Genomic DNA, 26,987 nt, shown 5'->3' on the forward strand with positions numbered 1-26,987 from the left:
ACAGGGTTGTCTTGCGTATTGCGGACAGCTGATTCTGCCCAGTCAAACAAGGAGCACCCGCAGTGCCTGTGGTTTCCACTCCATCAACGCTGAAGCACTCCGTCGGCGCCATCGACAACACGGAAGTGCTGCGTATCCGCAATGACTTCCCCATCCTGAACCGGGAAGTCAACGGACGCCCGCTGGTCTACCTCGACTCCGGAGCCACTTCGCAGAACCCGCTGAGTGTTATTGAAGCCGAGCAGGAGTACTACGAGCAGCGTAACGCCGCCGTGCACCGCGGTGCGCACAGTCTTGCGGTCGAAGCCACCGACGTCTATGAGGCGGCGCGGGAAACGGTCGCCGGCTTCATCGGCGCCCGTTTCAACGAACTGGTCTGGACCTCCAATGCCACAGAGGCCATCAACCTCATCACCTATGCCTTTTCCAACGCCACCGCGGGTCGCGGAGGAGAGGAAGCCGAGCCCTTCGTACTGAAGCAGGGGGACGAAATCGTCGTGACCGAGATGGAACACCACGCCAATCTGATCCCCTGGCAGGAACTGGCATTCCGCACTGGCGCTACGTTGCGCTACCTGCCGGTGGACGACGACGGTGCCCTGCACCTTGAGCGCGCCAATACCGTGATTACGCCACAGACGAAGATCCTGGCCTTCACGCACGCCTCCAACGTTCTGGGCACAATCAACCCGGTCGAAACGCTAGTTGCCATGGCCCGGGAAGTAGGTGCCTTCGTGGTGCTCGATGCCTGCCAATCCGTGCCGCACCTCCCTGTGGACGTAAAGGCGCTCGACGTCGATTTCGCAGTGTTCTCTGGCCACAAGATGCTCGCCCCCACCGGTATCGGTGCACTCTACGGCAAGGCAGAGCTGCTCAATGCGATGCCGCCGTTCCTGACCGGCGGCTCCATGATCACTACAGTCACCATGGAGCACGCAGCCTACCTTCCCTCACCTACACGTTTCGAAGCCGGAACACAGCGCATCTCGCAGGCTGTGGCACTGGCGGCCGCTGTGAACTACCTACAGGAAACCGGTATGGACCGTATCCACGCGTGGGAAGTTGAGCTCGGGCAGCGACTCGTAACTGGTCTGGAGCAGATCGTAGGTATCCGTGTCCTCGGGCCGGCCGCAGGCTTTGAGAGGATCGGCCTGGCAGCCTTCGATGTCGACGGCGTCCATGCCCATGACGTCGGCCAATTCCTGGATGACAAGGGCATTGCCGTACGTGTAGGCCACCACTGTGCGCAGCCACTGCACCGCCGGCTCGGACTGATAGCCACCACCCGGGCCAGCACTTATCTGTACAACACCACGGACGACGTCGATGCCTTCCTGGAAGCCGTCGCCGGAGTCCGCCCGTTCTTTGGAGTGAAGTAAGTGAGTTCCGAGCTAGAGCAGCTGTACCAGCAGATCATCCTGGAGCACGCGAAGCTTAGGCACGGAGCTGGCCTCGCAGAGCCGCCTGAGGGTGACAATGTGGGGGAGTCCCACATGCTCAACCCCACTTGTGGCGATGAAATCACCCTGCGGGCGTCTGTGCATGCCGAGGGGGATGAGCGCATGCTCTCGAGCATTAGCTGGGACGGACAAGGTTGTTCCATCTCTATGGCTTCTGCATCCGTACTCTCGGACATGGCGCTGTCCATGGAAAGAAGTGAGCTGATCAAGCTCATAGACCAGTTCCGCGAAGTGATGCGGTCCCGTGGCAGCATTGCGGTGGACGAAGAGATTCTCGGTGACGCAGCAGCATTCTCAGGAGTTTCGAAGTACCCGGCCCGGGTAAAATGCGCCATGCTCGCCTGGGTGGCACTGGAAGAGGCACTTCTCGCCGCAAACTAAGATCTACAACAAAAGAATGCCCGGAACCGTTTGGTTCCGGGCATTCTTGCTAATTCAGGTTTGACTAGGCATTCTTGCGGCGGGAAACTACCACTGCGGTAGCACCTGCGCCGAGGGCGAGTACGCCGGCGCCGCCCCAGAGGAGCGCGCTGGAGTCCAGGCCGGTGTCAGCCAAGCGGTCGCCATTGGCAACAGCGTCATCGTTTGCAGCATTGTCAGCGCCGCCACCGATACCGCCGGCAGCACCGTCTACGTCGCCCTCAACCACTACGGTTGCCTCAACGGTAACGGGATCGCCGTTCACATCAACGCCGGTAGCGGTCAGCGTGTAGGTGCCGGTTTCGTTGAAGGTGACGGGCACAGAGAATGCGCCCTCTGCGTCAGCCGTGGTGGAGTCTTCCTGAACTTCGGCGAAGATGATGGGACCGCTCACTGCTGCCGAGGCACCACCCGGGCCGAAGCTTGCGCCCGCACCATTCCGCGCCTCATTGGAAACGAGGATGCCGATACGTGAACCGGGAGCGAAGCCGGTTCCCTGGAAGAGAATGGTGGCCCCGATGCCAACGCGGCCTTCACTGACGGTGGCCGAAACGGGCGGCTGCGGGTAGGCGGCGTCGCGGGCCTGTGCAGCGCCGGCGCCCAGGAAGGTCAGCGATCCGGCGATGGCCAATGCGGTCAAGGTCTTTTTCATATGTGATCCCCCGTGGGTCAGATGTATAGGTGCATGCGTGAAGACAACTTACTTAGTTCATTTTTGACGGTACATCGATGAAACGTTTGAAGCAAGCTGGCATTGGCGTTCCAATCAACGTTTAACCTCATGTTAACACTAGGAAGAGCAATCCGGGCCCGATTGCTCCGGAATCACTACTTCAGATCTAGCCTGAACAGTAGGTGTAACACGCAGTTGGGGCTCGACCGTTTCGTACAAAGATGAGAATTCGAACTCAACAGTAGTCGATTCTCCAGGCTTGAGCGCGACAGTCTGTCCAGCCACCGGGCTATCGCCGTGACGGTAGGAGCCGAATGGTGCTTTTTCGCCGTCGACACTTGCTGACTCGAGCAGCCAATCTGAGGGACCATAGGCATAAATGTTTGTCCTAACCGTTCCTGGACTCACGCCGAAATACCCTCCCCCTGTTACATATTCAGGGAGAGCCTCCGCTGCGTCCTCCGGCGCATTATTGGTCAATGTCGCCCGGACTGCATACCGGTAGTACCCGTCCGGTTCGCATCGCTCAATGAGTTGTACCTCGCGTGCTACGTAGTAATCCATTTTGGCGCCGGTGCCGTCGTTGAAGTACACGCCTACAGTCGGCTCTTCGGTCACGATGGAACCACCAAGAGACGAAGCACTTATGACTGTCTGCTCATGTTTGTGCCCAGACCACGCGAACAAGCGCTGATCCTCCGCGCTCTTCCGCACTGCATTGAGCATCTCTACGGGGTCAGTGCTGCCTTCGGTGACAGCAGCAAAAATGTCGCTTGCTACCGCAGCAAAATAAGCGTCCTGCATCTGCGGCTCTTCGATTTCCCGATAGACATCTGAGATCAGGGTCTGGACCACATTCGCACTGTCGAGCGTTGTGGGCAGTTCCCCAGTATCTACAGGTAGGGAACCGAGTGAACTCAGCTCCACCGGGCCAGTTGCAACCAAGAGATGCGACAAGACAACGGCGTCTAATGCAACCACACCGTCAATCTTGCTCTTCGGGTTCTCCTTCTCCCACATAGCTTGGGCAGTAGAGGCTGCGGTAGGGAAGTCTGGGGTGAGGTTGACGTTCTGCATATACCCCCCAAGGCGCGTGGTGTAGATGCGTTCCTGTTGTTCATCCACTTCCAGCGGCGGCTTGAATCTGCCCAAAGCTGAGGCGCTGCCATGGTCGGTGAACTCGATTTGACCGTTGCTTGTCTTGAGTACAACCAGGGCCCCCGGGATGCCACCCGTTGCACGGATCTCAGCGTTGTTCTGTACCAGAACCAGATAGTTCCGATCACCTGCGCCTCCAAGCATTGCCGGGAGGATGTCCGCCGCTGAGGCCGCGCCGCTGAGGGTGCTTTGGACGCCCTCGAGCGCTAACGTGGCTTGGCTAAGGGGCTCTGACAGCTGCGGAAGGAGCTGTTCCTGATCGATCTGGTCGAGGCTCTCGTGTGCGGCGTCCACGGTAGCTGATGCGCGCATCAGTTTCGGTGAAAGCTCCTGAAGGGGCTGCAGCTCAATCTTCCCGTCTTTCGGGACAAAGACTTCAAGGACTCCTGGCCCGAGGGACCCCATCAGGGGAGCAGCAGCGCTAACAACGACGTCGGCCGCAACTGTGATGTCGGTAACTGCGGAGAAGTTTTGACCAAACCACGGCAACGCGCCGGCTGCGCGCCAAAGCGGGTCGGTCCCGGCACCCCGTGCTTCGGCTGTGTGCGTTTCTATCTGATCCAGATACGCAGCCGCTTCTTTGATATTGCCCTCAGCGATAGCGGATTGCATGGCGGGTACGAGTTGGGTGGTAGCTTCCAAATTGTCTTTGACCTGCATTGCACGGAAGGCCAACCACCCTACGGCCAAGAGGAGTAGTAGCGCTAGCGCCGTGAGCGGAAGAACCACGCGAAACATCCGTTGTCGCGACCGTTTGCGCCCATACCCTGACCGCCGCCTTTTCACTGTCACCACAGAGCTTCCTTGACGTGCTTCCGTGGTGGCATCTGCGGCGCCTGGCATAAACGTCCTTTGTGAAAGCGTGAGTGAGACCTCGACAATGGTACCCATCCGGGATGCCGCACCCCAATTGGAGAGGTAAACGTTTAGAGGACGTCGGTGTCGCCGCTGGCGCGGAGTGATTCGACGGCCTTCTTGACCTGCTGGGCGTGTTCCTTGGTAGTGATCAGCAGCGCGTCTGGGGTGTCCACGACAACGACGTCGTCAATGCCGATCAGCGCGATCACGCGCTTGGTATCGGAGACCACCATCCCGGTGGAGTTCTCCGCATACACCCGTGCGCCCTCGCCGAGCACGGTCAGGTTGTTCGTCTCGGACGCGGCGTTCAACCGGCCGATCGCGGCGAAGTCCCCCACGTCGTCCCAGGAGAAGTCGCCCGGAATCATCGCCACGTCCCCGGCCGCGGCCGCCGGCTCCGCCACCGCGTAATCGATCGCGGTCTTCGGCAGTCCGGGCCAGACCCGGCGGACCACGTCGCGGCGCTTGGAGGTGTCCCAGGCCGCGGCGATCTCCATCAGCCCGGCGTAGAGCAGCGGCTCGTTCGTCTCCAGGTGCTTGAGCAGCAGCTGGACCGGGGCCACGAACATGCCCGCGTTCCACGAGTACCCGCCCTCGGCCAGGTACGCCTGCGCGGTCTCGGCGTCGGGCTTCTCCACGAACTCGGTCACCCCGAGCGCGTTCGGCGCCGAGCCGATGCCCAGGTTCCCGTTGGTGCGGATGTACCCGAACCCGGTCGAGGGGTGGGTGGGGGTGATCCCGATCGTGACGATGTAGCCCTCGGCCGCGGTATGGATCGCCTCGCGCACCGCGTCCTGGAACTTCTCCACCGGGTTGATCACCTGGTCCGCGGCGAAGGAACCCATGATGATCCGCGGATCCCGGTGGTACAGGATCGCCGCGGCCAAACCGATCGCGGCCGCCGAGTCCTTCGGCTCGGACTCCAGCACCAGGTTGTTCTTCGTCAGCTCCGGCAGCTGCGCCAGCACCGCCTTGCGGTGCGCGGTACCGGTGACCACCATGGTCCGGTCCCCGCACAACGGCTCCAGACGCGAATACGTCGCCCGGATCAGCGTGGACCCGGACCCAGTCAGGTCATGCAGGAACTTCGGCGCCGCCGCCCGCGAGAGCGGCCACAACCGGGTCCCCACCCCGCCGGCCGGAATAACACCGTAAAACAGGTCAAGTGCACTCGACTTATCGGCACCGATTGTTGTTCATGTAGTTATTCCCTTACCAGTCCCAGGACGGTGTCCCGGACCTCGTCCAGTGTTGCGGTGTCGATGGCTTCTGCGTTCAGGCGTAGGAAGGGTTCGGTGATGGACTGGCGCAGGTTGACTCACCACGAACCATCGCGGAGCGGGTTGGCTGCCTGGTCGGCAAGAACGTCCTGTGCGCTGAGGGGGCCGGGGCCGGACGCGGGGATTCTCCGGCGATATAGCGGGCGGCGGTGTCACGGATCCCGAAGACGCCTGTGCTGGAGGAGACCAGGACCGGCCGGGCCATATTCATGCCCTTGTGTTCGGCCGGGCCGTGCGAGGCGGTAAAGACGACCGGCCGCGGCCAGTACGCCACAGGCGAAGTAAAGATGGTCAGTAGAGATCAGGCGCGGCATCTTGGGGTTCGTTCCGAGGGCCGCGGTACCCGGGGGTGGAGGCCTGTACGAACTCGGTGGAGGGCGGGCACATGTCCCCGACAACCAGGCCGGCCTGCCTGGCCAGTTTCAAGACGTGCACAAACACCCTTTCCGGTGGCCTCCACCGTGCCGCAGCAATCGTGTCGCCCACGATGCCGCCCATCTCGTACGCGTTGAAGGACTTATGGGGAGAGACACTAAGATCGAGACTCGTTACATTTATTTATTTCCCGGTGGTGCTTATTAGGGCACGTGGAGGCCGTAACTGCACATGCCCTAATAAGATTATCTTCGGATATTGTCGACGTTCGCTCGATACCACTTCACGGTATCGGCGATGCCTTCAACGAGACTGATTTGTGCTTCCCAACCAGCGGCCGCAAGTTTAGAAACGTCCAATAACTTCTGGGGTGTGCCATCCGGTTTGGAGATATCCCACTCAATCCTGCCATCGAAACCCACGGTTTTTGCCACGATTTCAGCTAGCTCTCGTATAGTGACGTCTCTTCCCGTGCCCACATTGACTTGATCCGGCCCATCGTAGTTTTCCAGCAGATGGAGGCATGCAGCTGCCATGTCGTCAACATGAAGAAATTCTCGCCGTGGAGAACCTGTTCCCCAATTGGTTACTGTTGCTTGCCCAGACTTGACCGCTTCGTCATAACGACGGATCAAAGCAGGCAATACGTGAGATCCTTCCGGAGAGAAGTTATCTCCCGGTCCATACAGATTGGTAGGCATCGCAGAAATCCAGGGCAGACCGTACTGCCGGCGGAGAGCCTGAATTTGCTTTATACCCGCTATTTTGGCTATAGCATAGGCGTCGTTGGTGGGTTCAAGGTGGCCCGTGAGTAGGTATTCCTCCTTAATCGGCTGCTCAGCGAACTTCGGGTAGATGCATGACGAGCCTAAGAACAGGAGACGTTCCACGCCATGTTCTCGGGAAGCGTCCAGAACATTGACCTGTATCCGCAAGTTGTCGCTGAGGAAGTCAACTGGGTAGGTGTCGTTCGCGAGGATCCCCCCAACCTTAGCTGCAGCCAGAACAACGTAGCGTGGTTTCGTCGCCGCAAAAAAAGCGAAGACTGCGTCACGATCCTTGAGATCCAGTTCGGCCGATGTTCGACCGACTAAATTGCCGAATCCTTCGGATACAAGTTTTCTCCAGATGGCGGAACCCACTAGCCCACGATGGCCCGCGACGAAGAAAGTTGCCTCACGGTCCAGGGGCGCCGGCGCGAAGTTGACGTTATCACCCGCACTGGTGACGCTGGCGTTCTTGACTGCCACGCCTAGGCCCCCCAGCTTCCGAGCTTCACGTCATCGATCCAATGATTACCCACGTGCTTCAGAGCCTCTATGTCGGCATCGACCATGATCCGCGCTAGTTCCGGAGTTTCAACTGTAGCCTTCCAACCCAACTTTTCGTGGGCCTTAGTAGCATCGCCAATGAGAGCATCGACCTCAGTGGGGCGCAAGTAACGCTCGTCGAACTTCACATGGTCTTCCCAGCTCAATCCTGCATGCTCGAAGGAAACCTGTAAGAAATCGCGGACTGTGTAGCCTACGCCCGTCGCCAGCACAAAGTCATCCGGTTCGTCCACCTGAAGCATCCTCCACATTCCTTCTACATACTCAGCGGCGTAGCCCCAGTCTCGGACAGCATCCAAGTTGCCCATAAACAGGTGTTCTTGCTTCCCTGCCTTGATGGCCGCTACTGCACGTGTGATCTTGCGGGTGACGAATGTTTCCCCGCGCCGTGGAGATTCATGGTTGAAGAGTATTCCGTTGACTGCAAACATGCCATAAGCCTCACGGTAATTCTTCGTCACCCAGTAGCTGTATACCTTGGCAGCACCATAGGGGGAGCGCGGATAAAACGGGGTGTCTTCGTCTTGCGGCGGGGGAGTGGCACCGAACATTTCAGATGAGGACGCCTGATAGAAGCGTGTCTCGATGCCAGCCATGCGAACGGCCTCCAAAAGACGGATGGACCCCATGCCTGTGGTATTTCCTGTGTGTTCAGGCTCGTCAAAAGAAACTCGAACATGAGACTGTGCCGCAAGGTTGTAGACCTCGTCCGGACGAATCTGAGCCAGAAGGGTGACTAGGCGCGCACCGTCACTTAAGTCTCCGTAATGTAGAAACAGTTTAGCTCCAGACTCATGCGGATCGACATAAAGGTGGTCAACACGAGCAGTATTAAAAGTGGATGCACGCCTAATTAGTCCATGGACCTCGTATCCCTTTTTCAGGAGCAGCTCTGCTAAGTAAGACCCGTCTTGCCCCGTTATTCCTGTGATTAAAGCACGTTTCGTCAACGTGGACCCCCTAAATCGTTTGTTCTGTATTATTTGTCAGCGTCTTTGACAGTGCTTCCAGCAATTGTCATCTCCTCTAGCCAGCGACTGTACTTGACTATAGCTACCTGTTGCGAAAGGCTTTCCTTGGCAAAGCGAAGACCTGACTGCCCCAATTCGTCAGCGAACTCTTGGTCTGTCCCAAGTCGTTCTGCCGCTGCAAGTAACTCCCGCGCCGAGTCTGGCTTGACACAGATTCCCCCATGAGAGATCTGAATTTCCTCAGCCGTCGTACTCTGCGCGTCCGTAGCAGCAATTACCGGGAGACCAGAGGAGAAATACGAAGTTAATTTGCTAGGAACGGCCATTTCTCTTAGCCCAGGCTTTTCATTGACCAGAAGTATATCGGCGGACCGAAGTACATCCATAAACTGTTGGTCTGGCAAAGGTGGGATGAACTGGATACGCTCGAGGCCAATCGAAGACTTCTGGATGCGATCGCGTTGGTTTCCATCTCCGAGTAGTACGAAACGAACCCTGGAACTGCTCCGGTCAGCAAGGCGTGCTGCTTCAACCACATTCTCGAGTCCTTGTTTTACACCCATGTTGCCCGCATGAAGAACAACAATGTCGTTCTCCTTCCACCCAAATTGAGCTCTGGTGCTTTTGCGGTCAACCGTTGGCTGCTGCTTTAGATGAGTCCAATTTCGGATGACTGCAACGTCTTCATGCGGCACGCCAAGAGAGTCCGTTATATAAGACCGGAAGCGCTCGTGGATGACAGTCACTCTTGAAGCACTTCGGAGAATCATGCCCTCCACTTTCCTCATCACAACAACTGCCATTGAACCGGCGGTTCCGGTTTCCTCAAGACCACGACTGTAGATGTCCTGCACCCAAACCCCCGCGGGTACCTGGTGGCGGCCATATCGTGCCCGTAATAGTGCAATACCTGTGGAAAATAATGATGGAGTGACCAATAACACTATGTCTGGTGCCCCCCAACGAGCGAAAAAAATCCTAAGCCCGAAGCTGAGTTCCATATGGATGCGTTGAAGACTCCTAACTCGTTTGGGGACGTAATGGCGGAGTCTCGTAACTCGGACGCCGTTGATGGTTTCGTGCTTCCGCCAGCCGGAGTATCCCTCCATCAACTTCCACTCAGGATAATGTGGAAAACCGGTAAGGACTTGAACATTATGGCCCTCTGCGGCCAGTTGCTCAGCAAGCTTCGTTGTGTAGGGGGCGATGCCTGTCGGTTCGGGTGTGTAGTTCAGTCCCAGAACCGTGATGCGGAGTTTCTTCGTGATCACACATGCAAGAATAGACTCCATGAGGACGGCTCGAGGGACAACTGGTGGATATGAGCGAGATTGAAGGGATGAATGATAGCCCTGGTCGGCCGCGGATTATAGATCTATCCAAGGCGCCCGGTGAGCATGTTGCTTGGGATCGTTCAAAGATTGTCATCTATCTGTGGCCTATTTTCGAGCTCATCTTTGTAACCAACCCGATACAAATCAGCTCAGCACTACGTGTACGAATATTGCGTCTATTCGGTGCCGAGATCGGTGAAGGCGTTATATTCCGTCCCAGGACCCGGGTCAAGTTTCCTTGGAAATTGCATATAGGTAACAGATGCTGGATCGGTGAAGGTGCTTGGATCCACAATCAAGATCACGTATATCTCAGCGACGACGTAGTAATCTCTCAGGAAGCTTTCATCACCACCGGAAGTCATGCGCATCGTCGCGACATGGCCCTAATCACTAGGCCAATATTCATCGAAGCTGGGGCGTGGGTCACGTCGCGTTGCATGGTGACTGGCGGAGCACGAATAGGTAGTTCCGCAGTCATCGCTCCCATGACCGTCGTGTCGGGGGCCGTCGAACCTGGAGTGTTGTACGGGGGACCGCCACCCGGACCGCTAGGTACAAGATTTTCAGACGAACCTAGAACTCGTTCAGACTCGGAAAGAAAAGACCGTTGACAAAAAAGTTACCAATTTCCGTCTTAGTTCAAACAAAGAATGAAGAGCGCGGCATTGCTGATTGCCTTTCAGGCCTTTCCGATTTCGCTGAAATAATAGTTGTGGACTCAAACAGCACCGATAACACGGTTGGAATAGTTCGCGAGCTAGGCTTTGCAGTAGAGAATTTTGACTGGGATGGAAGGTATCCAAAGAAGAAACAGTGGCAGCTAGACAACCTCGTCACTAAGTACAAATGGATTCTTTTTATTGATGCCGACGAAACGCCGACCAATGAGCTGGTGTCGGAGTTGTGGAAAAGGTGCGACGAACTTGAAAGTGGTCGGTTTTCTGCCTACGACATCGAATTAGATTATGTCTTTGCCGGTAAACAGCTTCAATATGGTCATCGGGTTGTCAAAAGAGCGCTAGTACAACGTGGTGAAGTTAGTTTCCCTGTGATCAATGATTTAAATGCTCCGGGCATGGGCGAGCTCGAAGGGCATTATCAGCCTGTTTCGAAGGGGGATGTAGCCGCGCTCAAGGGAAGGATACGGCATGACGATAAGGACCCCGTCCACACTTGGTTCGAGAGACACAATAAGTACTCCGAGTGGGAAGCATATCTCCGAACCCATCCGTCGGTGAAAAAAGATGCCGCGGCTCGCAGGAGCGTTCAAGGCCGGCTTTTTGACAAGGTCCCACTTAAGCCTCTCGTGTTTTTCCTCTACGCATACTTAATTCGTGGAGGATTTCGTGACGGACGCGCCGGCTTCGACTACGCCTTCGCGTTGAGTTCGTATTATTGGCAAATCGGAATGAAGGTGCGCGAACTCGAGAGGCAGAACGCAGTAAATTGAGTGAGGCAGAATCTAAAATGGACAACCGACCGCTTGTAATCCAGGTAGCTCAGCGAATATCTGTTTCTGATGGGGGACCAGCAAAAAACGCGGTCGATCTTGATAACGCTTTACAAACGTATGGCAACGTCGATTCGAGGTTGTTTTGGTTGTCAGGTACCGACGAAGAGACTGTGATCGCTCGCGGGGTTTCCCCCCTTGCCCCACAGCGACCTCTAAGGCTTAGATTGGCTGGAAAGTCGAAATCCACGAGGTGCAGCCTTATTCAGTTTTTGCGTCACGCGAAACAGGCAGATCTTGTCATAGCGCACGGATATTTTCTATGGTGGCTTCCTATTCTAAGCGCGCTTTTATCTCTATTTGGCACGTCTTTTGTTATCGTTCCGCATGGATCGTTGACTGCTCGCCAACAGGGCATTAGCAAGAGAAAAAAAGCGTTGTTTGAATTCCTCATGGGATGGTATGTCCGAACAAAATCAGAAGCGTTCATAGTTTATTCAGAGAGTGAGCTGAATGACCTAGGGCAAAAATTCCCGGATAGTCGAATCGTACTTTCGACTATTGGAATCGACATTCCGATTCAGCGCATGAATGATAATGTGGTTCATTCTCCTGTTCGCTTGCTATCTATGTCTCGCATTGCGCCAAAAAAAAGAATCGACCTTGCCATTGCTGCGGTGAAACAACTGTCTGACATGGATATAGGAGTCCAGTTGCTCGTCGCGGGAAGCGGCGACACCAAGCTTTTGCAGACTCTCAAAAAGATGGCCCATAGCTTGGGTGTTGCAGACAAGATTGTATTTGCAGGGGAATTGGCAGGAGCTGAAAAGAGATCGGCCTTTTTGGAATCGGATTTCTTCCTGCTGCCCAGCGAGGATGAGAACTTCGGAATCGGATTTGCGGAGGCAATGGCCTACGGATTGCCAAGTGTCGTGAGCATTTACGTCGGTTCAGCGGAATCAATGCCTGAAGAGGCCGGAGTCAAAATTGAGAAGTTGACACCCGAGGATCTTACTTTTGGGATCGTTGAGGCTCTGAATAAAGATTACAGCATTGCTCAGCTAGCAGCGCATTCACATGCTTTGCAATATTTTAGCTGGGAAAGTGTCGTGCTCGGATGGGTAGAATTGATAAAACAACAGAGAAAGGCCTCTGCCGAGACGCCGAAGTTTATACGTCCTGATCGTTCCAATTCCTGAATTCAAGAAATAAGAATGACTATGAGAAAACAGATTGTAATAGTCCAACCTTATGTAGCGAAGTATAGAGTGCCATTTTTTGGACGGCTAATACATAAGCTCGATCGTATGGAAATTGATTGCGTTGTTGCGGCGGGAACTCCTGATGCAACTCAGGCCCTACGAGGGGATCAGGAGACTCCTACCTGGGTCGAGACGTTCGACAACAGGCGTATCCCTGTCGGCGGTCGCTCATTGATACTGGGTGGTGCTCGTCCGTTATGGCACCGGGCTGATGCGGTAATCGTTGGCTTGCAAGGTTCCTCCCTTGATACTTATAAGGCTATTTTGGACGGCAAGCGGCGAAAAGTCAGAGTAGGGCTCTGGGGACACATAAAGACCTTCGTTCAACCCGAGAACGCGATCGATGCAGCCTTAGAAAGGTGGCAGATCCGGCACGCTGACCACATTTTTGCCTACACCCCGGATGGCGGTGAATATGCTAGGAAAGTAGGTGCAACGGCAGTTACGACAGTAATGAATACGGTGGACACGACAAAGCTGGAGGAAGCTTTGCAAACCGTGACCGATAATGACGTCGCACGAGTGACTGGCTCAATGGGAGTGCATCCAGGTAAGACGTTAGCTTTCTTCGGCGGGATTGATGAAAGCAAGAGAATTGATTTTCTTAGTGACGTCTTGGATATACTCTGGCGACTAGACCCTGAAATCCGGTTACTGATAGGAGGGGAAGGAGCTCAGTCCTCCCTACTAAAGTTTGCTGTTGCAAGAGGCCAGGTCACTATGCTCGGTTACGTAAATGAGCAACAAAAAGCGCTCGTGAGTAAAGTGGCTGACTGTATCGTTATGCCGGGACGGATCGGACTAGTCGCAGTTGAAGCACTAGTCCTTCAGCTGCCGATCATAACCACTCAGTGGCCGTACCACGCGCCAGAAGAATCTTATCTTGAGGAAGGAAAGTCAAAAATCACTGCGGAAAACACTCCGACTGCTTATGCTTCTAAAATAGTCGAATTTCTAGACGGCCTGAGCCAAAAGCCTGCTAGTGGATCGGTTGATCGCTGGGCGTATCCGTCCATTGACCGAATGGTCTCAAACTACACAAACGGTGTACTTTCCTTGCTCTCATAACCGTAAGTTAGATGTTGTTTGAGACTTCTAGTCAGACTTCTAATCTTCAAATGTATATTCTGGGCCCGAATAAGTGACGTCTATTTTTATAGGTTATTATAGGTGACGTGATCAAGTTTCTCTTATACGCTCATACCGATCCTGTAATGACTGCGCGGTTATGTTCGGCGTTGAAGCCGTATGCAGTGCACGTACATATTGATTTGAAATCAGAAATCAAAGCTTTTGAATCTGAAGCTATCAAGGCTAATGCGGACAACATTGTTTTTACTCAAAGACGTGTGCCTGTCTTCTGGGCGGGCTATTCTCAAGTAGAGGCAATGCGGATCTTGATCGAGGAGGCAGGCAGCTATGCGAAGCCTGGCGATTATTTTGTAATGCTATCTGGCCAGGATTACCCCGTGAAGCCGGTTTCGGAGTTTGAGCGTTTTTTGACGGCAAATCAAGGTACGCAATATATCAAGTGTTTTAAGGTTGATGAATCGAATGATCATTATCGTCAGCAAGTCAACGGTCGGCACCACCGTGACTTGAAATTACTTGGTAAGGCTCAAGGCGGATTGAAGAGGTTACGGAATGTTGTTATTCGAATTGCTGATCTCCTTACCCTAGTCGCTCCGACTAAGCCTGCGGATTTGGTTATTACTCACGGTCAGACTCACTGGGCGCTCACTGCAGAATGTGCAATTGAGTTAAACAATTCTGTGAATCCTGCAATTGAGCGTTTTTTCAGGAGATGTTTCTCGCCGGATGAAAAGTTCTTTCACACTTTAGTTGTGAATAGTAGATTCAGAAGTAAAATGTTAGACGGAGGACCGGTACCATTCGCTGGTCGGGGGAACTGGCGCTACACCAATTTCCATCATATCGACCCCAGTCTTGCCAAGACTTTTACATTATCCGATTGGCCAACCGTGAAGGGAACCGAAAAGTTCTTCATTAGAAAGGTTGAAAGTCATGTCAGCGCGACCTTGATGGACCGTATAGACGATGAACTTTTGGGCCTTCCCAAATGATTTGTTTGGCCAACACACAGTCCGCATCTTAACCTTTGGTTTCACCATGGGCGCACGATTAGGCGGGTGTGTTCTGACTTCTAGCCATTGTAACTGTCAGTCTTTAGGTATTTGCGTGGATACGAATAGAGTTGCAGCGTTGTTTCACCTGCGTTCTTCGCTCGTTGGTTTCCCATCCGCTCCATTCAGAAGGTTCGACGCGTATGAAACTATCCTCAAGCTTGATTCTGCTCGCTGCGACGACATCTACTTGGACTGGTATAAAGGTATTAGAGATTACACTTTGCGACGTGCTTCTCGCTGGGGCGTTGATCGTTGGTTTCTTTGAGTATCTCGCTAGAAGCAGGACCTTCAGCATTCCGTTCTGGATCCTGTCCTTGCCTATTGCTCTGATGGTCGTTTTCGCGGTCCACGCATTAAGTGGGCGATTAACTACCTCCGTCGTCGCGATTGATTCGCCGGCGACGAATGATGGCAGTATCTCGGGCGTTATTGTCCATTGTGTGCGTTTTGTTATCGCTACCTCAATTATTGGTGTTCTTATTCGATCTGAAGTCGTGACTCACGGTTCGCTTCGTGGGAAATCGTTAATGCAGGCGTTAATGTTGGGTAGTTTTGGTAGTTCGCTCGTAGCGGTGCTAGCTGAATTGGGACTGTCCTTTGACGCGGCCAATTATCAAATCGAATCGGAGAGGGCGAGTGGACTGGCTTTTCATCCGAATTCACTAGCCCTGGCAACCGTCATCTCTATCCCGCTTCTGGGTTATTTTTCCTTGTCATCAAATTCCCGAGGATGGAAGAAGTTCTTTTGGCGTTTCGCCCTTATCGTTAACCTCTTCGCGTTGTTTTATGCTGACTCTCGCGGTGGCTTGGTGGTTGGTTTCATCGTTCTAATCGCGACGGGTCTCTTTCTTATGCTGTCCAAGCGCCGGATGCACTGGATTCCTCCAGTTGCTCTCCTGGCCTCATTATTGGTGGCATCGGTGGCGGGTCCGGTAATTTCCAATACGAGGTTAGCGGCTTCCGACGCAGGTGCTGCTCAAAGTTCCGCTGGCCGGAGCCAATTTCTTAGTGATGGACTTGATCAGTTTGCCAGCAGTCCTCTATTTGGGGTGGGACTCGCTTCCGGCTCGAGTGTAGTTGTTCCAGTGGTTCTCGCCGCGTCTGGTGGATTGGTGCTTGTTGTGGCATATGCCATCTTCGTAGCTGTCCCGCTCAGGCAGATGTGGGCCTCGCGCAATGATTCGCTGATAGCCGCATGCCTTATATCAGCCATAGCGTTCTTAGCCATGGGAATTTTCAATAACAGCTTCGCCGAGAGGTTTGACTACTGGGCTTTGCTGTGCGGAGCTTCGCTTGCCAGCGCTACCAGATTGGTCAAGAGGCCTGTCCCCAAACGGTCGATCTCATAATAGCCATGCATGTAAGCGAGGCAGGCAGCTATTTTTATGTAGTCTTATTGGCGTTGTCAGTTTAGCCGAACAAACCTTCGAGATTGCAAGGATCGCATATGTCAGAATCCGTGAAGCGTGATACGAGGATTAGAGGTGCGGGAGCCGCGCGTCTCGTGTTCGTCCGTGTTGCTAGTTCGCTAATGCAAGCTGTCATGTTGGTTCTGCTGGCTCGCAATACAGATTTGGTTGACTTCGGCCTCTACTCTGTGTCGATCGCAGTCGGGTCCATACTCATCGGCATTCTTGGTTTTGGCTTGACGACGCGAGTTCTTAGGATTCAAGCCGATATAGATAGGGAACAGCTGTTGCCTTCGTTTATGGCATGCACCTTCCTGTCAGCCGTTATATGCGTTGGTTCAATAATACTGTTCGGACTGGCGCAACCTGGTGCCTTCGATGTTTGGTCTCCAGCTGCTGCCCTATATGTTGCAGCAGAAATGATATCTACTTTCACTCAGAGTTCTCTGTTCGGAGAACAGAGGCTACGCCGAGCTGAACTTTCAATAGTCTTGAAGCGGCTGATTCCGCTGGTCCCTGTCGCTGGTGCCGCAATTTATGCACCGCATCTGATGTTCCAAGCGGTCACGGTAGGATCTGCTGCCCTTATCCTCACGTGTTTATTTCTTTTTGGTAAACGAAAGTGGGCCGGCTGGAACTTCAAAAATGTTCTAGGGGGAAGTCGACACTTCTGGACCGCAAGCTTGTGGAACATGGCCCAACAACTAGACCAAGTTGCGGTGAACTTCTGGATAGGTCCGTCAGCTGCCGGCGGTTACGCGGCTGCTTTTAGAATTGCGAGTCCTGTTCATCTAATTACTGGAACTATTACGTCCCTGATGGTCCCTAGAATCAGCGCTGAACAGGATAGGGGCCGGCGTAACGCCACAAGTAGAACTTTTATCCGAATTGGGTTTGCATATGCGGTCACGTTGGTATTGCTTTCTCCTGTCATCGCATGGGTTAGCCCTATACTGCTGGGTGATGCTTTCTCGGCCTTTTCCTGGCTGTTTGGCACGCTGATCATAAATAGTGCCATTAGCGTAATGAACCAAATTTTTTCCGGATTGCTTTTTGCCGAAGGTGCTGCCAAGGCTGTTGCCCGCTCTACCGGAATATCCACATCTTTGAGCATGATTGCAATATTCATTAGCGCCTATTCGGGCTCATTAGTCGGGGTGGCTCTCGGTGCAATGGGTGGCCAACTACTATTCTTCGCGCAACTCTTCTTACTTTGGAGGTCAAACGCCAAGAAACCGATTGTGTGATTGTGTGCTTCAACTCATGATGCTCCAAATTGTGTTGCTGATATCAGTTTTACAATAAAATAGAGTTGGCAAAGGTGCGAATCAGTAGACGTCTAATGCAGGCCAATGTCCATCACGGTCACCGGAGTCGCCACCAGCAAAGTCGAAGCGATCGATACAGTTCAGAATCAAGCAATGAATCATCCGCAGATTTACCAATAGAGCAAATTATGTGTTTCAATAAGCGCAGAAGCAAGCTTGGGCACCTCGGAAATGCGGAGGTCGCCAACTTCCACAACTTGATCCCGAGGATATAATGAAATTGGGTATGCCATCCCCCTCACGTGACTTTTCGGAGGTAAGCGGCGGCATAATTGCAAGTAGTCGTTTCTAACTCGTCCGGAATATTGCTATCGTTTTATGGTGTTCGCCGACTCATTGGCTCGACAAAGCGCGAAATGGTAGACCGTGTTTCTTTAGAGGGAAGTGTTCCAATGGCCGCCAGATACAGTTCCCGGTCTACTACTGGTTGGTGCACTTGTCTGGCCCTCCACCAATGAGGCTGCCAAATGTCAACAGGCTTTATTCAATGGTTGGCCAAAGAAGGGAGATCGCTGTGAGCGGCTGGATGCGTCGGTCCTGGTATGCAAAGCATCTGAATCGGCAACGCCGGGGAACCCTCCAACACCGTCGGTTCTCACCGGTTTTTGCTGCGATGGCGATGGGCCTCGTAATCTTAACGTCAACGGCTTGTCAGGAGGCAACTCCTGTGCCGGAAAGGGCCCCGTTTCATCATCAGGACCATGAAACGTTCGCTATTGCCGTCATCGGTGATTCCTACAGCAGTGGTACAAGCATCGGGGGCCAACACGAAAAGAACTGGGTGGACGTCAGCCACAAGCAGCTGTCTGATAACGGGCTCCGCGTAACTATCACCAAGGCGGCTGAAGGCGGGGCTGGATATGTTCAGGTGGGCAATCAAGGAGGGACGTTCGTCAGCAATCTGGCGCGCGCAGCCAACGAGGATACTGATCTGATTGTGTTCGTTGGTTCCCGTAATGACATACGACACGTTACTGGCCTATCGACGGAGGTGTCACGAGCTTATGAGGACGCAGCCCGGATGGCGCCCGAGGCCGAACTGTTAACGATAGGTGCGCCATGGGTCGATGGGAACGTTCCGACAGAGATCCACGCAATCAACGAGAGGCTGGGTATCGCTGCGGAAGCGGCAGGCGGGAACTTCGTGGACCCCGTTGAGAATGCCTGGTTCTTTGGGCAATCTAACCTAATCGGTGCAGACGGAGTCCACCCCACGGACGAGGGGCACGCTTACATGGCAGCAATGATCACTCCCCACATACAAGCTGCCCTGAGGGGTTAGAAGAATTAGCGAGATCATCTCTAAGAGGCTGTCTAAGCGACCTTCCCGATTGATTGGCCGGCAGGGGCGCAGGTCGTGTTCGAACCCAAGCTCGATTCCTAGCGGCGGCTTGTAAAAGGGTTTAATAACTCGCACGACAGACTGTTTCAGGGGGCCGCACCGGTCGCCAAACGGTACACCGAGCGAGATCCTAAACCGACGAAAAAAGGAAACCGCCGCCGGTTTCAACCGGACCATCCTCGAGAAATGGGCCTATGCGAAGGCCGACGGCTCGGAAGCCGGGCGTGTTGCAACGATCCCGGCCTGGCCCTATCACCACAATCATCACCGAGGCCGGACCTCACTCAAAAGTCAGACGCCCGCCGCCCACGTACCCAACCTCTCAGGGGAATACAACTAGTCAATAGGTCCCCTGCGGTTCGATTGACAGCTGAACTTAGATCGCTAGCCGACCCCGTCGCCAGCGACGATTCGGGTTGCCAAGCTGTATTCGTAGCAGTCATCGTCATCGCAGCGAGTTATTAGCAAAAACGATGCTTTTCCGGCCGCAAGCGCCTCTAAGCCACATCAGCAGGAAGAATCTGTTCGGCAATATGTAGAAATTTGCCAAGTGAAGAGCCCCATCAGCCCGGACCAATCCCATAATCGAGGGTTATCAAGCGGAAGCTCCCGAGTTCTAAAGCAAGGCAGCCTCGATTATCTGTGGGGACCTTAATGTTTGTCTTACGGCTGTCGGAGTATAGCTCTATATGAGTAGCCAGAAACACAGCGGCCTAAATTGAGAGACTCGTGCTGAAGGACGTTATGCTTCTGGCATGACTTCGGCAAAAAGACGTGACTCATCGTTGGGCCGCGTAACCTCACTTGACGGCCTTCGGGGCGTGGCAGCCGTAATGGTCTTGCTGAGCCACCTAATGTTACTAGGGCCCTGGATTTCGACAGTCGCCTTGGACAAGAGTTTAGCAGGCCCAGTCTGGAGTTGGCCGTGGTGGCTGGTACACACACCGCTTCACATTTTCTGGGAAGGCACCGGAGCTGTTTACATTTTTTTCATTCTTTCGGGATTCGTTCTGACCCTTCCCGTGGTTAGAAATACAAGATTCTCGTGGCTTGCCTACTACCCATCACGGATTGTCCGGCTGTATGTTCCCGTAATCGCATCAGTCGTTCTAGCTGTCGTTTCAATCATGTTGGTACCGAGATCGGGATCAGTGGGGTCTAAGTGGCTCGATGGCCACATTGTCTCCCCTACCATTCCTGCAATTCTTGAAGATATGACCTTACTCCTAGGGGGTGGAGTACTCAATACTCCGTTGTGGTCACTTAGGTGGGAGGTAGCCTTCTCCATCCTCCTTCCAGCCTTTGTGTGGCTCGCCTTTAGACTCAGGGGACGGCCCTGGATATTGATCTGTGGCTGTTTAATCGCCATATGCGTTGGGGAACTCACGCATGTCTCTGTGCTCCGGTTTTTCCCATACTTCCTTATAGGCGGCGTTATGGCTGCTGGATGGGAAACGATTTCCAAATCGGTGACTCGCATCAACGAGAACAGGCGAGCGTCATCAGCATGGCTGGCAATCGCGATCTTAGGAGTCGTTCTGCTCGAGGCTGGCTGGTATGGAGTAGCCATCGGTATTAGATCGGAGTTATTGCCTATTGGGAACGCCTTATCTGCCATGGGAGCTGTCCTGCTGGTCTTTTCCGCTGTTGGGGCCCCGTTCATGAAAAGGTGGCTTGAGTCTGCTGTCATTCAATGGCTAGGAAAGATTTCCTTTAGTCTGTATCTGACTCATGAACCGCTTCTAACTGCTATCGCTTTCCTGCTACCCGCTCAACCTGTTCTAATTGCAATGCTTACATTTCCGCTGGCTCTCTTACTCGCCCAAATTTTCTTGGTTCTCGTCGAAAGGCCGAGTCACCTGTTGGCTCGAAGCATCAAAAAGTCTATCGAGAAGTCACGGCTTGTGTCAGTCTAGTGGTGTTGGCGTATGAATCGACCCTGATGCCGTAGCGCACGAAGTGCGCGTTTTCCCCGACGGGACGCAGGTACTCGAACGGCGAGCCGGGCCCGGCCGAGGCTGAGGACGTCACTAATTTGGAAGGTGTCACTGTGCCGATGGCCGGGGCGATGACGACGGAGCTCGACGAGGTTTCCGGCAGCGTTGAAGAGGCCTCCCTGGACGACAAAATCGACATGCCGGTCTGGGATATCGAGATTGAGGCGGCAGAGGGTTCGAGCACCGAAGTGGTCATCGATGCCGCCGGCGGTGAGCGGATGGGCGAGGAAAGTATTTCAAAGCATGTGTGCAGGGAATCCTAGCACTTAGCGCGGTTTCCTTCTCGTCGGTGTGCCAATGGGCGCCACCTGAGGGTGGGAGGTGCCCGGCCTCGTTGGGGAAAAGCCGGGCACCGAGACTCGATCGTTCTCCTGCGGGTGCCAGCTCCCGCCGATCAAGATGAGGTAAGTCTGCCGGGGGTTGCTTGGAAAAATCCGAGTCCTTAGAACGGGGGATAGTCAATCCCCATTGGGTACCTAAAGTTGGGTAAGGCTGGGCGTCTGTACAACTCCGCCCGGCGGGTTCCGTTCCACCGGACATATCCGGAACTTCGACCAGCTAATAGTGTTCAAGCTGGCCCGCGGTAGCCGTGATTGGGGAGGGCAACGTCAGCATGAAAGGCACCACTATGAGCAGCGTTCTGTATCGGGACTGGAGCGAATTGCCCGGTCTGGAAGTCGAGATCAAGAAGGACGGGCGAAGCGTCCGCACCGGTTACGTAGGAGCAGTCACCCGCGGGGCCGATGCGCTGTGGCTGGAAAACCACGGGGCGCAGATGCGGACCCTTTTTGAGAAGGCGGAAGGCTATACCGCCTGGCCGCTGTCCGACGAGACCGAGTTGGCTGCCCAATGATCGCTCCCTGTGACACCACCATCGAGGTCCGAGCGGAGAGCCGGGCCGCCAGGGACGAGAGGCTTAATGCCGCCGTCGAGGAAATGACGGGGCTGGCGAAGATGTGCCGGACGGGCGGCATCCTCGTGACCCGCCACGAGCCCGGGCGGTTCACCGTGGCAATCAGTGATTCGGTTCCTTACGGCTACACCGAGCAGCTCGACTTCTGTAACTAATTTCGTTCAGTCTGGCCGGTTCATGGCGTGATGTTGCAGATCCATCGTCTGGTGGATCTGCAACGCAAACCATAGCTGGGCCAAGGACGATGTTTCGGCCATGTCCAGTCCGGTCAGCTCGCTGATCTTCCGGATCCGGTAAATGACGGTCTGCCGGTGGGTGAACAGGGCCGCGGCGGCCTTCTGCCACGACCGTTGTTGGTCCAGGTACGTCTGCAAGGTCTTGATCAGGTCCGGCTGCCTGCCCCGCTCATACTCGAGAATCGGTCCAAGCAGGCGCTGGACCATCGCCTGTCCTTCTTCCATGCTGGTCAGGCCCAACCACGAGGGTCCGTCCCCGTAGCGAACCAGAGCCTGGCCGGTGTCGCCCGCGGTGCCCAGCGCCCACAACGATTCCTGCAAAGCGCGCTGCATGCCGGCTGGGCTGGTGGGCCGGCTCATGCCGATTTTGGCGCCGTGGGGAAGGGAGTGCCGCAGCTGGTCCTCGCTGCACTCGGGCGGCAGGACGATGTGCAGCGTATTGAACTGGCGGAGACTGACATGCGCCAGACCATGGCGCCACAACTCGGCATGGATGGTCGCGAAGACTCCTTCATCCAGACCCGAGACGGACACGATGAGAAACTTCTCGGCCGGCAGCTGGAAACTCCTGAGACGGCTTTCCAGATCAGCAAGGGCATAACGGCCTTCGAGCGCTTGGGCCAGGAACTCCGCGCCCAGGCGCCGCTGGTCTTCCAACGCGAGCATGGTACGGGAAAGCTCCAGGCCCAGGACGGATGCCGCGTGCAGCAGCACCACCGCATCCGGGTGCGGCTCGGACCGCGGCAGGACCAGCAGCAGTGCGTTGTCATGGGTGGGAACGTCCATCATCAGGACGTGGCGGCCGTCCACGTGGTGCCACTGGAACTTCTTGCCCGACGCCGGAGCGGCTGCGATCAGCGGTTCCAATTGCCCGGCGAGGTCGGCAGGCAGGGCTTCACCGCCGGGGTGCCAGGGATCGAGGCACCGGCGGTCCACCACATAAAGCTGAGAGTCCAGCTGGGCGGCCACCCCGTGGACCAGGGCCTGCCACTGCTCGTCGAGCGGGCCGGCCAACCGCAGCAGGTCGTAGATTCTCGCCGTTTGCCGCAGCCGGCGCGATTCCTCCAGCAGCGAGGACTCGGCGACGGACCGCGCGATGGAGATGAACGGCAGCGGGTACGGCACATTGATCACCGGCAGCGGCAGCCGGTTGCACGCCGCCAGGAATTCAGGCGTGAGTTCCGGTGCGTGCATCTTTTCGCCGATGGCCAGCGCGCTCGCCCCCGCGGCCACCAAGGCCTCGGCCAGCGCGACCTGGCCTGCGGGTTCCGCCGGAATGGAGAGACCGTTGGTCATCATGATCTCCCCGCCGGTCACCCACTCCCACAGCCTGGGCAGGTCCGAGGTGTGCGCCCAAGTGATCCGCTGCTGCAAACCGTCCTCACCCGCCAACAGACTCAAACCCAGCTGCGGCTCGGCCAGCAGTTCGGCGACTGTTATCGACATGCGCACTCCTGGAGGCGGGCAGAACGCCGTCGTTCTTTGTGGCTTTTATACATATGTCTAAGCGTCCTCTTTCTTTGTAGCCATTCTATGGGTTTTGGCAGTGAGCCGGATCACGAATGATTGAACCATCACGATCCAGCTCAACGATGAGCATTCACGAGAGAGGGCGGCCATGAGCGCAACGAGCAATCTCATTGACGATGCCCCGCTGACCACATTCCATAAGAAACTGACCTTCTTTGCCTCCGGCGGTCCGTTCATTGACGGGTACGCGCTGTCCATCATCGGCATTGCCTTCATTACGATGACGCCGGGGCTGGAGCTGAGTACCGGGGAAATCGGACTGATCGGCGCGGCGAGCCTAATCGGTATCTTCTTCGGCGGCGGCATCTTCGGCTGGCTGACGGATAAGATCGGCCGGCACAAGATGTACATCGCCGACCTGATCGCGCTGGCGCTGTTCTCGCTGCTGAACGGTCTGGCGACCGAAGTCTGGCAGGTAGTCCTGTGCCGGTTCCTCCTCGGCATGGCGATCGGCGCGGACTACCCGATTGCCACCTCGCTGCTCGCGGAATTCCTGCCCCGCAAGGTGCGCGGCCGCCTGCTCGGCGCCACGTTTGTGGTCTGGGCCGTTGGGGCTGCGGCTGCCTTCGCCGTGGGCTACCTGCTGCGCGACATGGGGCCGGACGCCTGGCGGTTCATGGTGGCGAGCCCGGCGATCTTCGCCGTCGTTACCTTGCTGTGCCGGCTGGGAACGCCGGAATCCCCGCGCTGGCTGCTCTCCCGCGGCCGGCAGGACGAAGCCCGTGCGGTGATCAAGAAGGTGTACGGGGAGCAGTACGACATCTGCGACATCTCCTCGGACGCTGAGGCAGGGGCCAAGAAGGCTAGCTTTACCGATATCTTCAAGGGCCAGTTGTGGAAGCGCACCCTGTTCGTTTCGATCTTCTGGACGGCCCAGGTGATTCCGCTGTTCGCCGTCTACACCTTTGCGCCGGACCTGCTGGCATCCTTCGGCCTGACCGGCGATGCCAACCTCTACGGCGGCTCCTTCCTGATCTCCATGCTGTTTGTGATCGGGGGAGTGCCGGGACTCTGGCTGGTGGAGAAGATCGGGCGGCGCAAGCTGCTGCTGGGGTCCTTCGGTGTCATCGCGGTGGCGCTGGCCATCCCGGCCTTCATTCCGGACGTGCAGGCGGGCCCGCTGTTCCTGGCGCTCGCCATCTTCGCCATCGCCTCGGGTGCCTCCAGCTTCCTTGAGGTGGTCTACCCGAACGAGCTCTTCCCCACGGAAATACGGGCGACGGCGGTTGGCTTCGGCACCGCGATCAGCCGGGTGGGCTCCGCCGCCAGTACGTACCTGATGCCGGTGGCGATTCTCAGTTTCGGCGCCGCGGGCTCGCTGCTGATCGGGGCCGTGATCTCCCTGGTGGGGCTGGTGGCAACGTTCCTGCTCGCGCCGGAAACCGCCAACAAGACCCTTTCCGAACTCACCTCCGACAAAAAGCCGGCCTTTCCGGCAGAACGTACCAAGGAAGGATCCTCGCTATGACCACCCACGATCCCATCGGACCCGTCGACGCCACTAAAGTTCCCCGCTACGCAGGCCTTGGCACCTTCGCCCGGCTGCCCCAGATCGACCGCGTCCCCGACTACGACATCGCCATTGTCGGCGTGCCGTTCGACGGCGGCACCTCCTTCCGGCCCGGTGCCCGGTTTGGTCCGGCCGGCGTACGCGAAGCTTCGCGGCTGCTGCGCCCGGGCTATCACGTGGAGCTCGACGTCGAACCGGTGAACGAAACCCAGGTAGTGGATGCCGGCGACTTCGCCTGCACCCCGTATGACATCACTCGGGCCGTGCGGGAGATTGAAGAGCAGGCGCTGCCGCTGCTGGGACTGGATAAGCGGCTCATCTCGATCGGCGGGGACCACACCATTGCCTTGCCCATGCTGCGGGCACTGAACAAGGTGCACGGACCGGTGGCGCTGCTGCACTTCGACGCACATCTGGACACCTGGGATACCTACTTCGATCAGCCGGTCACGCACGGCACGATGTTCCGCCGGGCGTTCGAAGAGGGGCTGCTGGTGGAGGACAGCTCGATGCACGTGGGCATCCGCGGGCCGGTGTACGACCGGAACGATTTCCTGCGGGACCACGAGTTCGGCTTCCAGATCCTGCGCTGCTCGGACCTGGACGTCATCGGGGTTCCCGCCGCGATCCAGCGGGTCAAGGACCGGCTGGGAGACACCCCCGTCTATGTGTCCATCGACATCGACGTGCTGGATCCGGCCTTCGCGCCGGGGACGGGCACGCCGGAGATGGGCGGCCTGCACTCACGCGAACTGCTGGCGCTGCTGCGGGGGCTCAACGGTATCAACATTGTCGGGGCCGACGTTGTTGAGGTTGCACCCGCCTACGACCATGCCGACGTCACGACCCTGGCGGCGGCGACGGTGGTCTTCGACCTGCTGGCCTTGATGGTCAACCGGGACAAGGGCGCTTCCTTTGTCGGCGAGGAGGACCTGCAGGGAGCTGCAGTGTAATCATTGTTGCTTCCGAAAGGCTGCGGGCCGGGGGGGTTCCCACCGGCCCGCAGCCTTTCGGAAGCAACGTGCCGTCCCAAGGCTTGAGGAGGCAGGCCAGAGGCCGGCGCCTTGGGGATGACGCCGGCCCCTGCCTTGCAACAGATGGCTACCCTCGGTGATCGGCGAAAGCCTGCCGAGGTCCATCTTTCGTCCGGTTGCGGCTGCAGTCCGTGGGGGACCTGCTGCAGTGGCAACCGGGGTCTGGCCAAGCCCTATGGGCTCAAGTTTCTTCACTGTGCACCCCGGACTTGAGCAGCCTCAAGGCCAGCAGCGCGATATAGGCGCTCCCTTTGGGGAGCGGGTCGGTCAGCCGGTAACCCAGCGCCCGCTCAACATTGCGGATCCGTTTGGCAATGGAGCTGTGATGCAGGTGCAGCAGCTTGGCCGCGTTACGCAGGGTCCCGGTCCGGCAGAGCGCCTCCAGAGCTTCGAGCTCCGCACGGCCGTTTTCTTCCTCGTCCAGGACCGTGATGGCCGCCAGATCCGGGAGCCTCCGAAGCTCTTCCCGGGGCACACGCGCCAGGAGCGTCAGGGCGCCGAGTTCCGCATACGAGGCCGCGCGTGAAACCGGACTGCCGTAGTCGGTGAAAGCGAGAGCTTCCCGGGACCGCGCGTAGGAAAGGTGCAGGTCGGCAACGCTTGCCGTGCTGCCGATGCCTGCACGCAGCCCGGCTGTCATCTGGACGAACCGACGCAGGCTCGTGCAATGGGGCACAATGGATACCGCTTCACTGCCGCAGACGAGGGCCACGCAGTCCGGGTCGACGTCCGTTAGCCGGTGCAGCAGTCCGCCCGTTGGTGTCCTCTCCCGAAGGGTCAGCACGACTCCTTGCCGTGACGGCCACAGCTGCAGGGCGTCCCAGATGCGCTCACGCTCCTGATGAGGTGTGTCGGCGTCCAGCAACCCGGGTAACAGCCTGCGCAGGGGTGACGCATTCAGATCGGAGATAACCGGGTCCATTACTCATTCCAGGTGGGCGCGTACAGCCGGTAAGGCTAAACGGC

The 26,987-nt window shown here is 56.3% G+C and carries 23 protein-coding genes; 15 read left to right on the forward strand and 8 right to left on the reverse strand.

The annotated features are described in order from the left end of the window. Positions 1-62: 62 nt before the first annotated feature. Positions 63-1,379, forward strand: coding sequence for a cysteine desulfurase (locus J5251_RS11160; protein WP_208574003.1), 1,317 nt, complete (start codon positions 63-65; stop codon positions 1,377-1,379). Next, entirely contained in the window at positions 1,380-1,841 is a 462-nt protein-coding gene (gene sufU, locus J5251_RS11165; RefSeq protein ID WP_208574004.1) for a Fe-S cluster assembly sulfur transfer protein SufU, read from the forward strand. 64 nt (positions 1,842-1,905) lie between these two features. Here sufU and J5251_RS11170 read toward each other — a convergent pair whose 3' ends face one another. The 6 genes from J5251_RS11170 to J5251_RS11200 all read right to left on the reverse strand — a co-directional run bounded on the left by J5251_RS11170 (position 1,906) and on the right by J5251_RS11200 (position 9,797). Beyond that, complete coding sequence (locus J5251_RS11170) at positions 1,906-2,532, reverse strand: LPXTG cell wall anchor domain-containing protein (RefSeq protein ID WP_208574005.1); 627 nt, start codon at positions 2,530-2,532, stop codon at positions 1,906-1,908. Positions 2,533-2,670: 138 nt separating this feature from the next. Further along, entirely contained in the window at positions 2,671-4,371 is a 1,701-nt protein-coding gene (locus tag J5251_RS11175; RefSeq protein ID WP_244250632.1) for a DUF4012 domain-containing protein, read from the reverse strand. A 266-nt stretch (positions 4,372-4,637) separates the two neighbouring features. Beyond that, positions 4,638-5,759 (reverse strand): mannose-1-phosphate guanylyltransferase, encoded by a 1,122-nt coding sequence (locus J5251_RS11180; protein WP_208576138.1) that lies wholly within the window; start codon positions 5,757-5,759, stop codon positions 4,638-4,640. Positions 5,760-6,469: 710 nt separating this feature from the next. Further along, positions 6,470-7,474: a GDP-L-fucose synthase family protein gene (locus tag J5251_RS11190; RefSeq protein WP_279633588.1), complete on the reverse strand. Its 1,005-nt coding sequence runs from the start codon at positions 7,472-7,474 to the stop codon at positions 6,470-6,472. 2 nt (positions 7,475-7,476) lie between these two features. Then, on the reverse strand, positions 7,477-8,505 hold the full coding sequence (gmd, locus tag J5251_RS11195; RefSeq protein ID WP_208574006.1) for a GDP-mannose 4,6-dehydratase: 1,029 nt from the start codon (positions 8,503-8,505) through the stop codon (positions 7,477-7,479). 29 nt (positions 8,506-8,534) lie between these two features. Then, positions 8,535-9,797 (reverse strand): glycosyltransferase family 4 protein, encoded by a 1,263-nt coding sequence (locus J5251_RS11200; protein WP_244250633.1) that lies wholly within the window; start codon positions 9,795-9,797, stop codon positions 8,535-8,537. 673 nt (positions 9,798-10,470) lie between these two features. Between J5251_RS11200 and J5251_RS11205 the strand changes: the two genes are divergently transcribed. The 11 genes from J5251_RS11205 to J5251_RS11255 all read left to right on the forward strand — a co-directional run bounded on the left by J5251_RS11205 (position 10,471) and on the right by J5251_RS11255 (position 21,866). Then, positions 10,471-11,313, forward strand: a complete 843-nt coding sequence (locus J5251_RS11205; protein WP_208574008.1) for a glycosyltransferase family 2 protein — start codon at positions 10,471-10,473, stop codon at positions 11,311-11,313. Further along, on the forward strand, positions 11,310-12,512 hold the full coding sequence (locus J5251_RS11210; protein WP_208574009.1) for a glycosyltransferase: 1,203 nt from the start codon (positions 11,310-11,312) through the stop codon (positions 12,510-12,512). Before J5251_RS11205 ends, J5251_RS11210 begins: the two co-directional genes overlap by 4 nt. 108 nt (positions 12,513-12,620) lie before the next feature. Further along, entirely contained in the window at positions 12,621-13,643 is a 1,023-nt protein-coding gene (locus J5251_RS11215) for a glycosyltransferase (RefSeq protein WP_208574010.1), read from the forward strand. Positions 13,644-13,750: 107 nt separating this feature from the next. Then, the gene (locus tag J5251_RS11220) at positions 13,751-14,659 is read left to right on the forward strand and encodes a beta-1,6-N-acetylglucosaminyltransferase (protein WP_208574011.1); all 909 of its coding nucleotides are present in this window, start codon (positions 13,751-13,753) and stop codon (positions 14,657-14,659) included. A 203-nt stretch (positions 14,660-14,862) separates the two neighbouring features. After that, complete coding sequence (locus tag J5251_RS11225; protein WP_208574012.1) at positions 14,863-16,071, forward strand: O-antigen ligase family protein; 1,209 nt, start codon at positions 14,863-14,865, stop codon at positions 16,069-16,071. 98 nt (positions 16,072-16,169) lie between these two features. Then, on the forward strand, positions 16,170-17,378 hold the full coding sequence (locus J5251_RS11230) for a lipopolysaccharide biosynthesis protein (protein WP_208574013.1): 1,209 nt from the start codon (positions 16,170-16,172) through the stop codon (positions 17,376-17,378). Between the two features lie 748 nt (positions 17,379-18,126). After that, positions 18,127-18,741 (forward strand): SGNH/GDSL hydrolase family protein, encoded by a 615-nt coding sequence (locus J5251_RS11235; protein ID WP_208574014.1) that lies wholly within the window; start codon positions 18,127-18,129, stop codon positions 18,739-18,741. Between the two features lie 815 nt (positions 18,742-19,556). Beyond that, positions 19,557-20,717 carry an acyltransferase family protein gene (locus J5251_RS20660; protein ID WP_208574015.1) on the forward strand — a complete coding sequence of 387 codons (1,161 nt, stop codon included), beginning with the start codon at positions 19,557-19,559 and terminating at the stop codon, positions 20,715-20,717. Positions 20,718-20,836: 119 nt separating this feature from the next. Then, complete coding sequence (locus J5251_RS11245) at positions 20,837-21,061, forward strand: PepSY domain-containing protein (RefSeq protein ID WP_208574016.1); 225 nt, start codon at positions 20,837-20,839, stop codon at positions 21,059-21,061. A gap of 365 nt (positions 21,062-21,426) precedes the next feature. Next, positions 21,427-21,651 (forward strand): hypothetical protein, encoded by a 225-nt coding sequence (locus J5251_RS11250; protein ID WP_208574017.1) that lies wholly within the window; start codon positions 21,427-21,429, stop codon positions 21,649-21,651. Beyond that, positions 21,648-21,866, forward strand: coding sequence for a hypothetical protein (locus tag J5251_RS11255; protein WP_208574018.1), 219 nt, complete (start codon positions 21,648-21,650; stop codon positions 21,864-21,866). The genes J5251_RS11250 and J5251_RS11255 overlap by 4 nt, the downstream gene beginning before the upstream one ends. 6 nt (positions 21,867-21,872) lie before the next feature. On the opposite strand, the gene J5251_RS11260 is transcribed toward J5251_RS11255, so the two are convergent. After that, positions 21,873-23,393, reverse strand: coding sequence for a PucR family transcriptional regulator (locus J5251_RS11260; RefSeq protein ID WP_208574019.1), 1,521 nt, complete (start codon positions 23,391-23,393; stop codon positions 21,873-21,875). 172 nt (positions 23,394-23,565) lie between these two features. Here J5251_RS11260 and J5251_RS11265 point away from each other — a divergent pair, with 172 nt between their 5' ends. Both J5251_RS11265 and speB read left to right on the forward strand, forming a co-directional pair. Continuing rightward, positions 23,566-24,945, forward strand: coding sequence for an MFS transporter (locus J5251_RS11265; protein WP_208574020.1), 1,380 nt, complete (start codon positions 23,566-23,568; stop codon positions 24,943-24,945). Next, positions 24,942-25,940 (forward strand): agmatinase, encoded by a 999-nt coding sequence (gene speB / locus J5251_RS11270; RefSeq protein ID WP_208574021.1) that lies wholly within the window; start codon positions 24,942-24,944, stop codon positions 25,938-25,940. Before J5251_RS11265 ends, speB begins: the two co-directional genes overlap by 4 nt. 262 nt (positions 25,941-26,202) lie before the next feature. On the opposite strand, the gene J5251_RS11275 is transcribed toward speB, so the two are convergent. Continuing rightward, on the reverse strand, positions 26,203-26,943 hold the full coding sequence (locus J5251_RS11275) for a LysR family transcriptional regulator (protein ID WP_208574022.1): 741 nt from the start codon (positions 26,941-26,943) through the stop codon (positions 26,203-26,205). Between the last annotated feature and the right edge of the window lie 44 nt (positions 26,944-26,987).

The organism is Arthrobacter crystallopoietes (assembly GCF_017603825.1).
Lineage (GTDB): Bacteria > Actinomycetota > Actinomycetes > Actinomycetales > Micrococcaceae > Crystallibacter > Crystallibacter crystallopoietes_B.

Coding starts and splice junctions, on each gene's coding strand:
- J5251_RS11170 (WP_208574005.1), bottom strand. CDS start 2,532: ATGAAAAAGACCTTGACCGCATTGGCCATCGCCGGATCGCTGACCTTC.
- J5251_RS11175 (WP_244250632.1), bottom strand. CDS start 4,371: ATGCAGGTCAAAGACAATTTGGAAGCTACCACCCAACTCGTACCCGCC.
- J5251_RS11215 (WP_208574010.1), top strand. CDS start 12,621: ATGGAAATTGATTGCGTTGTTGCGGCGGGAACTCCTGATGCAACTCAG.
- J5251_RS11225 (WP_208574012.1), top strand. CDS start 14,863: ATGAAACTATCCTCAAGCTTGATTCTGCTCGCTGCGACGACATCTACT.
- J5251_RS11230 (WP_208574013.1), top strand. CDS start 16,170: ATGTCAGAATCCGTGAAGCGTGATACGAGGATTAGAGGTGCGGGAGCC.
- J5251_RS20660 (WP_208574015.1), top strand. CDS start 19,557: ATGACTTCGGCAAAAAGACGTGACTCATCGTTGGGCCGCGTAACCTCA.
- J5251_RS11250 (WP_208574017.1), top strand. CDS start 21,427: ATGAGCAGCGTTCTGTATCGGGACTGGAGCGAATTGCCCGGTCTGGAA.
- J5251_RS11255 (WP_208574018.1), top strand. CDS start 21,648: ATGATCGCTCCCTGTGACACCACCATCGAGGTCCGAGCGGAGAGCCGG.
- J5251_RS11260 (WP_208574019.1), bottom strand. CDS start 23,393: ATGTCGATAACAGTCGCCGAACTGCTGGCCGAGCCGCAGCTGGGTTTG.
- J5251_RS11265 (WP_208574020.1), top strand. CDS start 23,566: ATGAGCGCAACGAGCAATCTCATTGACGATGCCCCGCTGACCACATTC.
- speB (WP_208574021.1), top strand. CDS start 24,942: ATGACCACCCACGATCCCATCGGACCCGTCGACGCCACTAAAGTTCCC.
- J5251_RS11275 (WP_208574022.1), bottom strand. CDS start 26,943: ATGGACCCGGTTATCTCCGATCTGAATGCGTCACCCCTGCGCAGGCTG.